Origin of the sequence: Luteimonas terrae, assembly GCF_004358165.1 — a bacterium.
Taxonomy (GTDB): Bacteria; Pseudomonadota; Gammaproteobacteria; order Xanthomonadales; family Xanthomonadaceae; genus Luteimonas; species Luteimonas terrae.
The window spans coordinates 439,770-452,531 of record NZ_SMTG01000002.1; the positions used below are offsets into that span (position 1 = coordinate 439,770).

Genomic DNA, 12,762 nt, shown 5'->3' on the forward strand with positions numbered 1-12,762 from the left:
CATCACGATGACGCAGAAGAAGACCATCGGCATCGTCGGCGCACGCGGCCACACCGGCAGCGAGCTGATCCGCCTCGTCGCCGCACATCCGGGCCTCGAGCTGGCGTTCGTGTCCTCGCGCGAGCTCGATGGCCAGCGCGTCGCCGATCACAACGACGGCTGGCAGGGCGAATTGCGCTTCGAGAATCTCGACGCCGACGCGGTCGCGGCCAAGGGCGCCGACGCGGTGATCCTTGCGCTGCCCAACGGCAAGGGCGCGCTCTTCGTTGCCGCGATCGATGCCGCAAAGCCGGACACGGTGATCGTCGATCTGTCGGCCGATTACCGCTTCGATGCCGGCTGGTACTACGGCCTGCCCGAGCTGACCCGGTCGCGCTACGCCGGCCAGCGCCGGATCAGCAATCCAGGCTGCTACGCCACCGCGATGCAGCTGGCGATCGCGCCGCTGGCGGGACATCTGGCCGGGCCGCCGCAGTGCTTCGGCGTGTCCGGTTACTCGGGCGCCGGCACCACGCCGTCGGACAAGAACAATGTCGCGCTGCTGGCCGACAACCTGATGCCGTACGCGCTGACCGATCACATCCACGAGCGCGAAGTGTCGAAGCAGCTGGCGATGCCGGTCGAGTTCATGCCGCATGTCGCGCCGCATTTCCGCGGCATCACGATGACGGTCAACCTGTGGCTGTCTGCGCCGATGTCGCGTGACGCGGTCAAGGCGCTGTACGAGACGCGTTACGCCGGAGAGCCGCTGATCGAGGTCATCGACGAGGCGCCCTGGGTCAGCCGCATCGCCGGTCGCCATGGGGTGCAGACCGGCGCCTTCACGATGGCGCCGGGCAACGGCCGCGTGGTCGTCGTGTCCACGCTCGACAATCTGCTCAAGGGCGCGGCGACGCAGGCGATGCAGAACCTCAATCTCGCACTGGGTTTCGACGAGCTGACGTCGATCCCGCATTGATTCTTGGGGATTCGGGAGTCGGGATTCGTGAGCCCCGCCGGTCGCGCACCCTCGCTCTTGCAATCCCGAGTCCCGAATCCCCACTCCCGAGATCCCCGACATGAGCAATCTCCTCTGGCAGAAGCCCGGCGTCGCCGTCGACACGCAGATCCAGGCCTTCCTCGCCGGTGACGACGTGATCCTCGACCGCGAGTTCTTCCTGCACGACATCGCCGCGAGCACCGCGCATGCCGAAGGCCTGCAGCGTGTCGGCATCCTGTCGGCCGAGGAACTCGAAGGCCTGAAGCGTGAGCTGGCGGCGCTGGCCGACGACTTCCGCAGTGGCGCCTTCGTGCTCGACGCGCGTTTCGAGGACGGGCATTCGGCGATCGAGGACCGGTTGACCGAGCGGCTCGGCGATGCCGGCCGGCGCATCCACACCGGCCGCAGCCGCAACGACCAGGTGCTGGTCGCCACGCGCCTGTGGCTCAAGGAGAAGCTGGCGCGACTGGCTGCGCTGTCGCGAGAGATCGCAAAGGTCGCGCTGGACCGCGCCGAGGCCGAGCGTGATCTGCCGATTCCGGGATACACGCACATCCAGCGCGCCGTGCTGTCGTCCGGCGGCATGTGGTGGTCGGGCTGGGCCGAGGCCTTCATCGACGACGCGGTGCGCGCGCAGGACACGCTCGCGCTGATCGACTGCAATCCGCTCGGCACCGCGGCCGGTTACGGCGTGAACCTCGCGCTCGATCGCGACCACACGACCGCATCGCTCGGCTTCGCGCGCCTGCAGGTCTCGCCGGTCTACGCGCAGCTTTCGCGCGGCAAGTTCGAGATGGCGGCGCTCGAAGCGCTGGGCAGTGCGACGCTGGATCTGCGGCGTCTGGCCTGGGATCTGTCGCAGTTCACCAGTGCGGAGTACGGCTTCGTCGCACTGCCGGCGCAATACACGACCGGCAGTTCGATTATGCCGAACAAGCGCAATCCCGATGTGGTCGAGCTGATGCGCGCCACGCATGCCAGTGTGACCGCGGCCCGCACCGAGATCGAGCATCTGCTGTCGCTGCCTTCGGGCTATCACCGCGACCTGCAGAGTTCCAAGGGCGCGATCTTCCACGGCTTCGGTCGCGGCCTCGCTGCACTGGAGCTGCTGCCTGCGCTGCTGGCGAATCTGGAATGGCGCGAAGACCGCCTGCGCGCCGCGGTCGATTCGGGCATGTACGCGACCGACGTCGCGGTCGAGGCCGCGATCGCCGGCGTGCCGTTTCGCGAGGCCTACAAGGCCGCCGCGCAGAGCGCCGACACCGCCGGGCAGGGCCGTACGCCTGAAGGCAGCCTCGCCGCACGCACCTCGCCGGGCGGCGCGGGCGATCTGCGGCTCGACACGTTGCGCGCACGCTGGGCGGCGCTGGCGTGAACGCGCCTCGATGAGCACGATCACGCGCTATCTGGTGCTGGCGATCCGTCGGCCGTCGTTCGACGACGCGGTGATCGCGCCGCACAAGGCGTTTCTCGATGACCTGCGCGCGCGCGGCCTGCTGGAGATGACCGGTGGTTTCGGCGACGGCAGCGGCGGCGCGTACCTGTTGCGCAACGTGGCGTCGCTGGAGGACGCACGCGCGATCGTCGCGGCCGACCCGCTGGCGTTGCAGCACGCCAGCGATCTGATCGTCCACGAGTGGCATACCCGCTGAGACCCGGCACATGACCGAGGCGGACACCGATGCGTTCCCCGAACAGGCATTGCCCGCGTGGCGACGCGCGGTGCTCAAGGTCGGCAGCAGCCTGCTGGCCGCCGATGGCGGCGGACTGTCGGACCGGTACGCGGCGGCGCTGGCCGCGTTCGTGCGCGCGAGCCAGGCGGCGGGCCGCGAAGTCGTCATCGTGTCGTCGGGCGCGGTCGCCGCGGGTCGCGCGATCCTGCACGCGGCGCCCATTGCAGGCGCAGCGATGGCCGAGCGCCAGGCATTGGCCGCGCTCGGTCAGGCACGCCTGACCGGCTTCTGGCAGGGCTTCTTCGAACGTCCGGTCGCTCAGGTGCTGCTGACCCATGACGACCTGCGCAACCGCCGTCGCTATCTCAACGCGCGCGCCACGCTGACGGCGCTGCTGCGCCATGGCGCGTTGCCGGTGGTCAACGAGAACGACACCGTGTCGGTCGACGAACTCAAGCTCGGCGACAACGACAACCTCGCCGCGATCGTCGCCGCGCTGGTCGATGCGGACGTGCTGTTCATTGCCACCGACATCGACGGTCTCTACGACGCTGACCCGCGCATCGAGCCGCATGCGCGACCCATGCCGGTGGTCGCGAAGATGAGCGCCTCGTTGCTGTCGGTCGCCGGCGGTGCCGGCAGCAGCGTCGGCACCGGCGGCATGCGCACCAAGCTCGAGGCCGCGCAGCGAGCGGCCTCGGCGGGCGTGGCGACGGTGCTGTTCAACGGCCGTCGCGCCGACGTGCTCGCGGGACTCGCGCACGACCGCCTGCGCGGCACGCGCATCCACCCGCTGCGCACGCGCATGGCCGCGCGCAAGCACTGGCTGCAGAACGCGCCGGCGGAAGCTGGCGGCATCCTCGTCGATGCGGGCGCTGCGAACGCGATGGTGGAGAAGGGCGCCTCGCTGCTGCCGGGGGGCGTACTGGCCGCGGAAGGACAGTTCCGGCGCGGCGACCTGGTGACGATCGCGTTGCTGGACGGCGACGCCCGCGAACCGATCGCGCGTGGGGTGACGCAATACTCGGCCGACGACATCCGCCGGCTGGCGCGGCGGCACTCGCGGGATATCGAGGCGACGCTGGGCTACACGTATGGGGAGACCATCGTGCATCGGGATGATCTGGTGCTGGTTTGATCGATCGCCAGAACGTATGAGTTCCGTCATCCCGGCGAAGGCCGGGATCCAGTGACTTTCTGCCGCCGCCATGCACACCTTCAAAGTCACTGGATTCCGGCCTTCGCCGGAATGACGGCAGATGGAGCACGGGGCCGTAAACGCAATGACTCCGGCAGTTGCCACCGCAAGCGTCGCGCGGCGTTCCGCATCGCGATAACGTGATCGTCCCCACCGCAAGACCTTTCACGATGAGCGACATCCGTTCCGCCGCGCTGGCCTGCCGCGACGCCGCCGCCACGCTGGCCCAGCTCGACACCGACGCGCGCAACGCGCTGTTGCGCGCGATGGCCGATGCGCTCGACACGCAGGCCGAGTCGATCCTCGCCGCCAACGCGCGTGATATCGAAGCCGCGCAAGCACGTGGCACCAGCGGCGCTCTGCTCGACCGCCTGCGTCTCGACGCGAACAGGCTCGCCGGTGTGTCGGCCGCGGTACGCGAAGTCGCCGATCTGCCTGATCCCGTTGGCCAGGTCACCCGAGACGACGTGCGTCCGAACGGCATCCGCGTGCGCAAGGTGCGGGTGCCGTTGGGCGTGATCGCGATGATCTACGAAGCGCGGCCGAACGTGACCGCCGATGCCGCGGCGCTGTGCATCAAGGCCGGCAACGGCGTGGTGCTACGCGGCGGCAGCGAGGCGATCCATTCCAATACCGCCATCGCCGGTGCCCTGCGCGGCGCGATCGCGGCGCAGGGCATCGGTGCCGATGTGCTGACCCTCGTCAACGACCTGCGCCGCGAGACCATGTTCGAGCTGCTGCAGCTGCACGACATCGTCGATCTGGCGATTCCGCGCGGCGGGGAAGGGCTGATCCGCTTCGTCGCCGAGCACGCGCGCGTGCCCGTCATCAAGCACTACAAGGGCGTCTGCCATCTGTTCGTCGATGCCAGCGCCGATCCCGATCTCGCGCTGCGCCTGCTGTTGGACGGCAAGACCGGCCGGCCCAGCGCCTGCAACGCGCTGGAGACGCTGCTGGTGCATGCCGACATCGCCGATGTCTTCGTGTCGCGCGCCGTCGATGCGCTGCAGGCGCGCGGTGTCGAGGTGCGCGGCGATGCCGGCATCGCGGCGCGCGCGGCGGGCGTCGTGCCGATCGGCGAGGGCGACGACGCGGCCGAGTTCCTCGATCTGGTCATCGCCGCGCGCATCGTCGATTCGCTCGACGCCGCACTCGCGCACATCCGGCGCTTCGGTTCCGACCACACCGAGGTCATCGCCACGCGCGACGCGGCCAACGCGACGCGCTTCGTCGCCGCGCTGCGTTCGGCGGTGGTGATGGTCAATGCCTCGTCGCGCTTCAGCGACGGCGGCGAGCTGGGCCTGGGCGCGGAGATCGGCATCTCGACGACACGCCTGCATGCCTACGGACCGATGGGGCTCGAAGCTCTGACAGTCGAGCGTTTCGTCGTCGAAGGCGCCGGGCAGGTGCGGCACGCCGAGAACGCGGCCGCGAGCTGAGCGCCCGTTCGAAGTCGGTCGCACGCACCAACTGGCCAGCGCAGCAGGCCCCGGGATGGACTCGATCAGCTACCGCTGGTGGCAGCCACCGGCCGCGCATCGTCGTCGAGTGCGACCTGCACGATACGCCCGTCGCGCAGCTTCGCCGCCAGTGCCGAGGTCGCGCCCAGCGCCACGCGCACCTGCTCGTCGTCGACGTTCTCGCGGCGCCGGCGACGGTCCGCATTCGCGAACCGGGCGCGGTTGTACTCGGCCCATCCGATCAGCAGCGCGCCGCAGATCAATGCAATCAGCGGCAGCGCCGCCAGCAGGAACGGATCGATCTCGTTGTCGTACAGGTACAGCCGCAGATAGACCGTGCGCACGCCGACGAACCATGCGATCGCGGTGATCAGCGGCACCCAGAGCCAGACATAGACGCTCCAGGCGGCGGCCGTCAGGGCGCCGCTGGCCAGTCGCTTTCCCGGGCCGCGGGTCGGGGTGTGGTCGATGATGGGGGGCTTCATGCAGTGGCGCCTCGATCGGGGCTGATCCAGACCGCGCGGCGTCGCCGGCGCAACAGCGTGCGTGGGAACGCCACCACGGCGGTGAACATGCCGAGCATCCAGAAGGCGATCGGGTACCAGATCACCCAGTAGAAATGCCGCGCCATGCGGGCTTCGTAACGGCGCTCGATCAGCAGACTGGTGGCGAACTGCAGCATGCAGACGAACGCCAGCACCACGCCGTGCCAGCGCGGCAGGATGGTGTCGACGTGCCAGACGGGCGGCAGCTGTACGAACAGGCCCACCAGCCACAGCACGATGATGGTCAGCATCACGTAGGCCCAGGCCAGGCTCAGCAGGTATTCCAGCAGCACGCCCCACATGCGCCGCTTCTTCCAGCCGAGCACGCTGCGCCCGTGGCTCAGCAGCACTTCCACGCCGCCGCAGGCCCAGCGCAAACGTTGCGACCACAGACCGCGCAGCGTTTCGGGCATCAGGATCCAGCACAGCGCGTTCGGTTCGTAACGGATGTCCCAGCCCGCCATCTGCAGGCGCCAGGAAATGTCGATGTCCTCGGTGACCATGCGGTCGGACCAGTAACCGACATCGTGCAGCGCAGTCCGGCGGAAGGCGCAGATCACGCCCGAGAGGGTGAACAGTCGTCCGTAGGTGCGCTGGGCGCGCTTGATCAGGCCGATGATCGCGGAGAACTCGCCGATCTGCATGCGGCCCATCAAGGTGGTGCGGTTGCGGATGCGCGGGTTGCCGGTGACCGCGCCGACGCGCGGGCCGTCGATCAGATGGCCGACCATCCAGCGTGCCGCGTGCGGGTCCAGCGTCGCGTCGGAGTCCACGCAGACCAGATAGTCGGACGTCGCCGCCAGCGTGCCGATGCGCAGAGCATTGGCCTTGCCCTGGTTCTGCGCCAGATGCACCACGCGCAGGCGCGGGTGGTCGGCGACGAGCGCATCGAGCAGCTCCGGCGTGCGGTCGGTACTGCCGTCGTCGACCGCGATGATCTCGAAGTCGGGATACGCCTGCGCCGACAGCGCGGTGATCGTCGCGGCGATGTGCGCCTCCTCGTTGAAGCAGGGCACGAGAATCGAGATGAAGGGCGACTCGGGCATCGCCGGCGGCGCATCCGGCTTCGGCGCTTTGCGCTCGCGCCGCAGGTAGTAATAGATGCCGCCGGTCATCCAGAAGAACGCCATGACGATCGGATAGAAGAACGCGAAGTTGAATAACCAGCGCGTCCATTCGATGGAAGCCCACGACATCGCTCAGCGCTCCAGGTAGGGAAACTCGCGCGCAGACATCGCTTCACGCGCGTCCTCGAGCGGCGGCTGGTTGCCGATGAAGTCGTCCGGGTAATAGCCCAGATGGCGGATGCCCGCCGCCTGCAGCAGACGCGACTGCGCACGCAACGTGGCGCCCGGCAACGGTGCCGGCACGCGCCAGTCCACGGTCTGCAGCTCGAACAGCGTGCGTTCGACGCCTTTGGGCGTCGCCAGCACCGCGGCGGCGAGACGCTGCAGCCAGGCGTCGGCGTCCGCCTCGTGCTCCATGTGCGGCATCGCCATCAGCGCGGTGTAGTCATAGGCGGCGAGGAAGGGTTCCAGGCGCTGCGCGAACCAAGCCTCCGAAGCGGGCTCGAGGACCGGTCGCGCGAACAGGTTGCGGGCGGTGGTCAGCTTCGGCCGCCACCGCTCGGCCGCGGTCTTGAGCGTCATCGTGAAATCGATCAGGCCCTGCGTCCGGGTGGCTGGATTGCCGTTGCCGTAGTCGGGCACCTCGTCGTCGCGCAGGTAGGCGTCGTCGTGGAACAGCAGGCCGTCGAAATGGCTGTTGGCGGCGAGCTCGGCATAGATCGCCGACACCGTTGCCAGCGTGCGCGGATCGCCGGGATCGAGACGCGGAATCTCGTTTTCACCGGTCGCGTTGATCTGCAATGCGCGCTGCAGGTCCGCGTCGGCCAGCTTGAAGCCGAGCACCGGCATCCACGCGAACACGCGCACCTGCGCGCGGGTGCGCAGCTGCCAGGCCACGCGGTTGAACAGGTCGGCGCGCACCGGCATGTGCGTGCTGGGGAAGTACACGGCTTCGGCCGCGCCGTCGCCATCGGGATCGGCAAAGGCCTGCAGCCAGACGAGGCTGGGGCCGATGTCCTGGATGCGCTGCACCAGCACGTCGACGTTGCGCGCCATCTGCGCCGGGTCTTCGTCGTAGACGTAGTCCAGGTCGACCTGGATTGCACGCACGCCGTCCAGTGACAGATCACGGCGCAGTTCGCCGGCCAGATCGCGCACGTCCGGATTACGGTGCATCAGCAGGCGCGCGAGGCTGGCCAGCGACGCCTGGTCGGCACGGTCCTCGCCCTGCAGGCCGAGATCGGTTTCCTGCGCGCGACCTTCGAGGTCGAACGACAGCTGCATGCCCATACCGTTGGCGATGCCGTTCGCGACATCGTTGTAGGCGGCGTAAGGCCACACGATCACCCGCGGCGCCTGGCCGATGTGGCGTTCGATCAGGTCACGGCTGGTCTGCAGATCGTCGACGATGCGCGCGCGCCAGCTGTCCTCGCTTTCGTAGCCGGCACCCTCGGTCCAGATGCGCGTGACCGCGGCCGGCGTCTGGTTGCCGAAGGGATTGCCGGGCACGCCGCGATGCAGATCGTGACTGTGCGAGCCCACGTCCACCAGGCCGCTGTCGTGCATCTCGCGCAGCTGCGCCCAGGTGAGGAAGTCCTCGCGGGTGAAATCACGCGGTCCGTAGGGCACGACCGCACCTTCGGGCAGTTCGACCCAGCGCGTCACCGGCGCAACAAGCGCCGGCCAGCCGTAGGCGCGCAGCAGCGGGAACACGTGCGTGTACGCGCTGCGCAGGCCGTCGTCGAAGGTCAGCAGCACGGCCTTCTCCGGCAGCGTGCCGCGACCTGCTCGCGCGTCCAGCACCGTCTGCACGCTGACCGCCTGATAGCCGTGCGCGCGCAGCCAGTCCAGGTGCTGGGCGAAGTTGGTCGTCGACACCGCATACGGATCCGGGTCGCCCTTGGGCGCCACGTCGTCGCGGATGTCGTGGTAGCTCAGCACCAGAAGCGAGGCGTGTGCGGGCGCGAATGCCGTCATCAGCGCGAGCAGCGCGGCGGCCATCCAGGCACGGATCATCGGGCACCTCCCCAACGCAGTTCGACATCGAAGGCGAGGCGCTGTTCGCGCAGCCCGTCGTACACCGGACGCGACCAGGCCACGCCGTATTCCAGCTCGTGGCCATCGCGCCGCCACAGATGGCGGTAACCGAGCGAAGGCACCCACTGCGTGCCGCGCTCGCGCTGCCAGTACGGGCCGGCCATTACCTGGAGACGTTGCTGGAACGCGGTTTCGTAACGCCGCCAGGTGATGTGGTCGAAGCGCAGGCCGAGGTTGGCCGAGGCATCGCGTTCGGGATTGAAGTAGCCGACGGTGTCGCCGCGCGAGCCACGGCTGGTGTACAGCGACGCGAGGCCGTCGACCATCAGATGCGGACGCGTGAGCAGCCGCTGCGTGGCATCGAGACCGAGCTGGTCGCGGGTGTTACCGTCGTCGTAGCGCAGGCGCGCGAGGCGGCCTTCGAGGGCGAAAGTCTCACTGGGCGCATAGGCAGCGCTGACGGTGACGCTGTCGGCATCGATGCCCAGACGCCGCGCCTGCAGCGAGGTATCGCGCGCATTGCGGGCGATCTCCACGCCGGCACGCCAAGCGTCGTCGAAGCGCCAGTCGGCGCCCAGCGTCCAGGTCGCGCCTCTGGACGCGCCGCTGGCACTGCCCAGCGTGGCCCAGGCACCGAGCCGGTCGTGGCGATACCAGGTGCCGACGCCGGCCGCGCGATGGCGCACACGGCCGTCGATGAAATCGGCCCAGTCGTCATGCGCGAACACGCCGACCCGCCAGCGGTCGGCGAGCAGTGGCGAGCGCACGTCCAGCGCCCAGCCACCGTCGCGACTGCCGAACGGCGAGATCGACGTGCCGCCGCCATCGCGTGGACGGCTGCGGCCGCGGTTGGCCGACAGCGTGGCCTGCACGCCGCGGTGGCGGTCGAGATCGCGTTCGACACGGTCAAGCCGCGGATCTTCGGGACGCGCCAGCTGCAGGGTCTCGATTGCGTCGCGCGCTTCGTCGATGCGGTCGAGCGCGGTCAGTGCGCCGACACGTCCGGCCAGGGCATCGCGGTCCTGCGGCGCCAGCGTGCGCGCCATCTCGAATCGTTCGAGGGCGGCCTCGGGGCGCAGGCGACGCGACTGCACCGCGCCATAAGCGGCCTGCAGACCGGCATTGTTCGGACCGATGGCGACCTGCGACTGCAGCATCGCCTCGGCGCGCGCGTTGTCGTTCGCATAGGAATGCGCCAGCGCGTGGTTGAGGTCGGCGCTGTAGCGGTCCCAGTTTTCATACCCGGCGTTCGCGCCGGCGTGGCGCGGCCAGGCCTCCTGCGAGGCGGCGAGTGTCTCGAACAATGGGAGGGCGCGATCGAAGCGCTCGGTCTCGATGAAGGCATAGCCGAGCAGGATCCGCGCGTTGACGTCGCCCGGCGCGTGCGCAATGACGGTTTCCAGCACCGGAATCGCATCCTCCGGCCGGCGCAGCGCGACCAGCGAATCGCCGACCGTGCCGAGGATGTAGGCGGGAACTTCGATGCCCGCGTCGAGCAGCGCTTGGTAGCCGGCGACCACCTGCTCGTGCCGCTGCAGATGGTTCAACGCCGACAGCGCATCCACGCGCAGCCGGTTGGCTTCCCAGTTGGTGCGGCGCGGGGCGTCGCGCTGCAGACGCTCGAGTTCGACCAGTGCCGCGCGGCTTTCGTCGAGGCGGGCGTCGGGCGATTCGGGTTCGACGCGGCCCCAGCCGATCGCGCGCGCGACCGCGTCGCCTTCGATGCGCTCACGTTCGTGGTCGGCGAACAGCTGCGGCCGCTGGTGCATGGCATCGACCGCCAGCCGCGACGCGCCGAGCTCGGCCAGCGCCAATACCCGCAACCGGAAGGCGTCATCGTCGTCCGGCGCGACCGCAAGCCGGCGCTCGACGACCAACAGTGCCTCGGCCGGCCGCTCCTGCGCCAACAGGGCGTCGGCCTGCACGCGAATCGACTGGTCCGGCGCGGCGAGTACGAGTTGTGGTGTCGTCAGCGCGGCCAGCGAAAGCGCGCATGACAGGACATGGAACCGGGGGTGGCCGAAACGGCGGTGGGGTACAGGCACGGCATCTCGTCGATCGCGGGCTGCACGAATTGCGCGGCCAATCGGCGCATGCTTGAAAACGGCGGATCAAAGAATTGTGGATGATGCATGTCGATTCGCCGATCTTCGCTGCAATTCACGAGCAAGATGACGTCACGTTAAAGGCTGAACAGGCGGCGCCGGAGGCGTCTACGCGGAGATGAGAAAATTCTCAATGGGACCTGTACAGGCGAACCGTCTGCTGACGACCGCGCAGCGAGTTCCCTACCACGTGTCCTCGAGCCAACGCGGCTTGCAGGCGAGCCAGCCGCCGATCAGCAGCACACCCACCGCAACCGCGAGCAAGGCGAACGGCCACAGCCAGCCGCCGGTGGCCGCGTGCAGCACGCCGAACAGCAGCGGGCCGGCGCAACTCAGCGCATAGCCGGTGCCCTGCATGAACCCCGACAGCGCGGCCGAACCGGCGGGCGTGCGCGTGCGCAGGTTGATCAGCGTCAACGCCAGCGGGAACGTGCTGGGCCCCAACCCCAACAGGATCACCCACAGCACCGGCGCCGCCATCGGCGCCAGCAGCAGGCCGGCATACGCGGTGAGGTGACAGGCCGCGCAGAACAGGACGATTGCGAACGGATTGCGCATGCGCACCGCCAGCGAGGGCATGGCCAGCGACGCCAGCAGGCCCAGCGCCGAGAACAGCGCGACCATCGTGCCGCCGAATGCGGGCGATGCACCGGCCTCGGCCAGCAGCGGCGGCAGCCAAGTGAACATGGCATAGGTGATCAGCGAGGTCGTGCCGAACATCAGCGCCATACCCCAGGCGATCGGCGAGCGCGACACGCGGCCGACCGGCGTGGCGGCATCGGCAACCGCTGCAGCGCCGGACGCGGGAAGGTACGCGCGGTGCTGCAGCAGCAGCCACAGCCACGGCAGCGCGGCGATGCTCGCGGTCACGGCCCAGATGCCCAGCGAGATGCGCCAGCCGGCGGCATCGGCCACCGGCACCGCGAGCAGGGCCGGCAACATCGTGCCGAGCTGCAGCACGGTGATGTAGAACGTGCTGACCGCGCCCACGCGTTCTGGGAACCAGCGCTTGACCAGGGGCGGCAGCACGACGTTGCCGATGCCCATGCCCGCCAGCGCGACCGTGGCGCCGAAGCCGAGTACGAAGACGCCGTCGGCGAACGAGCGCACCACCAGGCCCACCGCGGCCAGCGTCATCGCCAGCAGCGCGGTGCCCTCCAGCCCGAGTCGGCGGGTCAACGCCGGCGTGGCGACGCCGAACACCGCGAACGCCGCGGTCGGTAGCATGCCGAGCACGCCGGCGGTGGCCGAACCGAAACCGAAGACGTCGCCGAGCACATCGAGCAGCGGCGTCAGCGAGGTCACCGCGGTGCGCAGGTTGAATGCCGACAGCACGATGCCGGCCAGCACGAGGACCGGCAGCAGACGGAGCAGGGGGGACGCGTGGTGCGTGCGAGACATGGCGGCGGGGGAACCATCCATTCGCCGCGAAACGGGCACGGCCGGAAAACGAAAAAACCGGCCGAAGCCGGTTTTCGATGTCACCTGCCGCAAGACTGCGGATGGTCGGGGAGACAGGATTCGAACCTGCGACCTCTACGTCCCGAACGTAGCGCTCTACCAGACTGAGCTACACCCCGAAGGTGAGCCGCGCATTCTACTGATGCTCCCGCGGAGAGGGCAAGCACTTCGTCGAACTTTGTCGATCCCGGCATCTGCGGCCACGCGTCGCAGGGACGGCGGCCGCGTCCGGGCGCG

Annotated in this window: 10 protein-coding genes and 1 tRNA gene; 5 read left to right on the forward strand and 6 right to left on the reverse strand. The window is 69.1% G+C overall.

All coding sequences use genetic code 11. The features are described 5' to 3' along the window. Positions 1–7 precede the first annotated feature (7 nt). From argC to E2F49_RS02230, 5 genes are all read left to right on the forward strand, one after another. Positions 8–958: an N-acetyl-gamma-glutamyl-phosphate reductase gene (argC, locus tag E2F49_RS02210; protein WP_133392422.1), complete on the forward strand. Its 951-nt coding sequence runs from the start codon at positions 8–10 to the stop codon at positions 956–958. Positions 959–1,058: 100 nt separating this feature from the next. Beyond that, complete coding sequence (argH, locus tag E2F49_RS02215; RefSeq protein ID WP_133392423.1) at positions 1,059–2,354, forward strand: argininosuccinate lyase; 1,296 nt, start codon at positions 1,059–1,061, stop codon at positions 2,352–2,354. 10 nt (positions 2,355–2,364) lie between these two features. Next, on the forward strand, positions 2,365–2,631 hold the full coding sequence (locus E2F49_RS02220; RefSeq protein ID WP_133392424.1) for a YciI family protein: 267 nt from the start codon (positions 2,365–2,367) through the stop codon (positions 2,629–2,631). Positions 2,632–2,641: 10 nt separating this feature from the next. Next, positions 2,642–3,790, forward strand: coding sequence for a glutamate 5-kinase (proB, locus tag E2F49_RS02225; protein WP_133392425.1), 1,149 nt, complete (start codon positions 2,642–2,644; stop codon positions 3,788–3,790). Between the two features lie 203 nt (positions 3,791–3,993). Next, positions 3,994–5,289: a glutamate-5-semialdehyde dehydrogenase gene (locus E2F49_RS02230; RefSeq protein WP_279487334.1), complete on the forward strand. Its 1,296-nt coding sequence runs from the start codon at positions 3,994–3,996 to the stop codon at positions 5,287–5,289. A 65-nt stretch (positions 5,290–5,354) separates the two neighbouring features. Here the strand turns inward: E2F49_RS02230 and pgaD are convergent, their stop codons facing one another. The 6 genes from pgaD to E2F49_RS02260 all read right to left on the reverse strand — a co-directional run bounded on the left by pgaD (position 5,355) and on the right by E2F49_RS02260 (position 12,644). Then, the gene (pgaD, locus tag E2F49_RS02235) at positions 5,355–5,795 is read right to left on the reverse strand and encodes a poly-beta-1,6-N-acetyl-D-glucosamine biosynthesis protein PgaD (RefSeq protein ID WP_133392427.1); all 441 of its coding nucleotides are present in this window, start codon (positions 5,793–5,795) and stop codon (positions 5,355–5,357) included. Further along, positions 5,792–7,051 (reverse strand): poly-beta-1,6-N-acetyl-D-glucosamine synthase, encoded by a 1,260-nt coding sequence (gene pgaC / locus E2F49_RS02240; protein WP_055247557.1) that lies wholly within the window; start codon positions 7,049–7,051, stop codon positions 5,792–5,794. The genes pgaD and pgaC overlap by 4 nt, the downstream gene beginning before the upstream one ends. Before the next feature lie 3 nt (positions 7,052–7,054). After that, positions 7,055–8,938 carry a poly-beta-1,6-N-acetyl-D-glucosamine N-deacetylase PgaB gene (gene pgaB, locus E2F49_RS02245; RefSeq protein WP_133392428.1) on the reverse strand — a complete coding sequence of 628 codons (1,884 nt, stop codon included), beginning with the start codon at positions 8,936–8,938 and terminating at the stop codon, positions 7,055–7,057. Beyond that, positions 8,935–11,004, reverse strand: coding sequence for a poly-beta-1,6 N-acetyl-D-glucosamine export porin PgaA (pgaA, locus tag E2F49_RS02250; protein ID WP_165971093.1), 2,070 nt, complete (start codon positions 11,002–11,004; stop codon positions 8,935–8,937). The genes pgaB and pgaA overlap by 4 nt, the downstream gene beginning before the upstream one ends. Before the next feature lie 243 nt (positions 11,005–11,247). Next, positions 11,248–12,465, reverse strand: coding sequence for a CynX/NimT family MFS transporter (locus E2F49_RS02255; RefSeq protein WP_133392430.1), 1,218 nt, complete (start codon positions 12,463–12,465; stop codon positions 11,248–11,250). A gap of 102 nt (positions 12,466–12,567) precedes the next feature. Further along, positions 12,568–12,644: transfer RNA gene (locus E2F49_RS02260), tRNA-Pro, on the reverse strand. Positions 12,645–12,762 lie beyond the last annotated feature (118 nt).

Excerpts from the sequence above, each read along its gene's own strand:
- argC (WP_133392422.1), top strand. The coding sequence starts at position 8 with ATGACGCAGAAGAAGACCATCGGCATCGTCGGCGCACGCGGCCACACC.
- argH (WP_133392423.1), top strand. The coding sequence starts at position 1,059 with ATGAGCAATCTCCTCTGGCAGAAGCCCGGCGTCGCCGTCGACACGCAG.
- E2F49_RS02220 (WP_133392424.1), top strand. The coding sequence starts at position 2,365 with ATGAGCACGATCACGCGCTATCTGGTGCTGGCGATCCGTCGGCCGTCG.
- proB (WP_133392425.1), top strand. The coding sequence starts at position 2,642 with ATGACCGAGGCGGACACCGATGCGTTCCCCGAACAGGCATTGCCCGCG.
- pgaD (WP_133392427.1), bottom strand. The coding sequence starts at position 5,795 with ATGAAGCCCCCCATCATCGACCACACCCCGACCCGCGGCCCGGGAAAG.
- pgaC (WP_055247557.1), bottom strand. The coding sequence starts at position 7,051 with ATGTCGTGGGCTTCCATCGAATGGACGCGCTGGTTATTCAACTTCGCG.
- pgaB (WP_133392428.1), bottom strand. The coding sequence starts at position 8,938 with ATGATCCGTGCCTGGATGGCCGCCGCGCTGCTCGCGCTGATGACGGCA.
- E2F49_RS02255 (WP_133392430.1), bottom strand. The coding sequence starts at position 12,465 with ATGTCTCGCACGCACCACGCGTCCCCCCTGCTCCGTCTGCTGCCGGTC.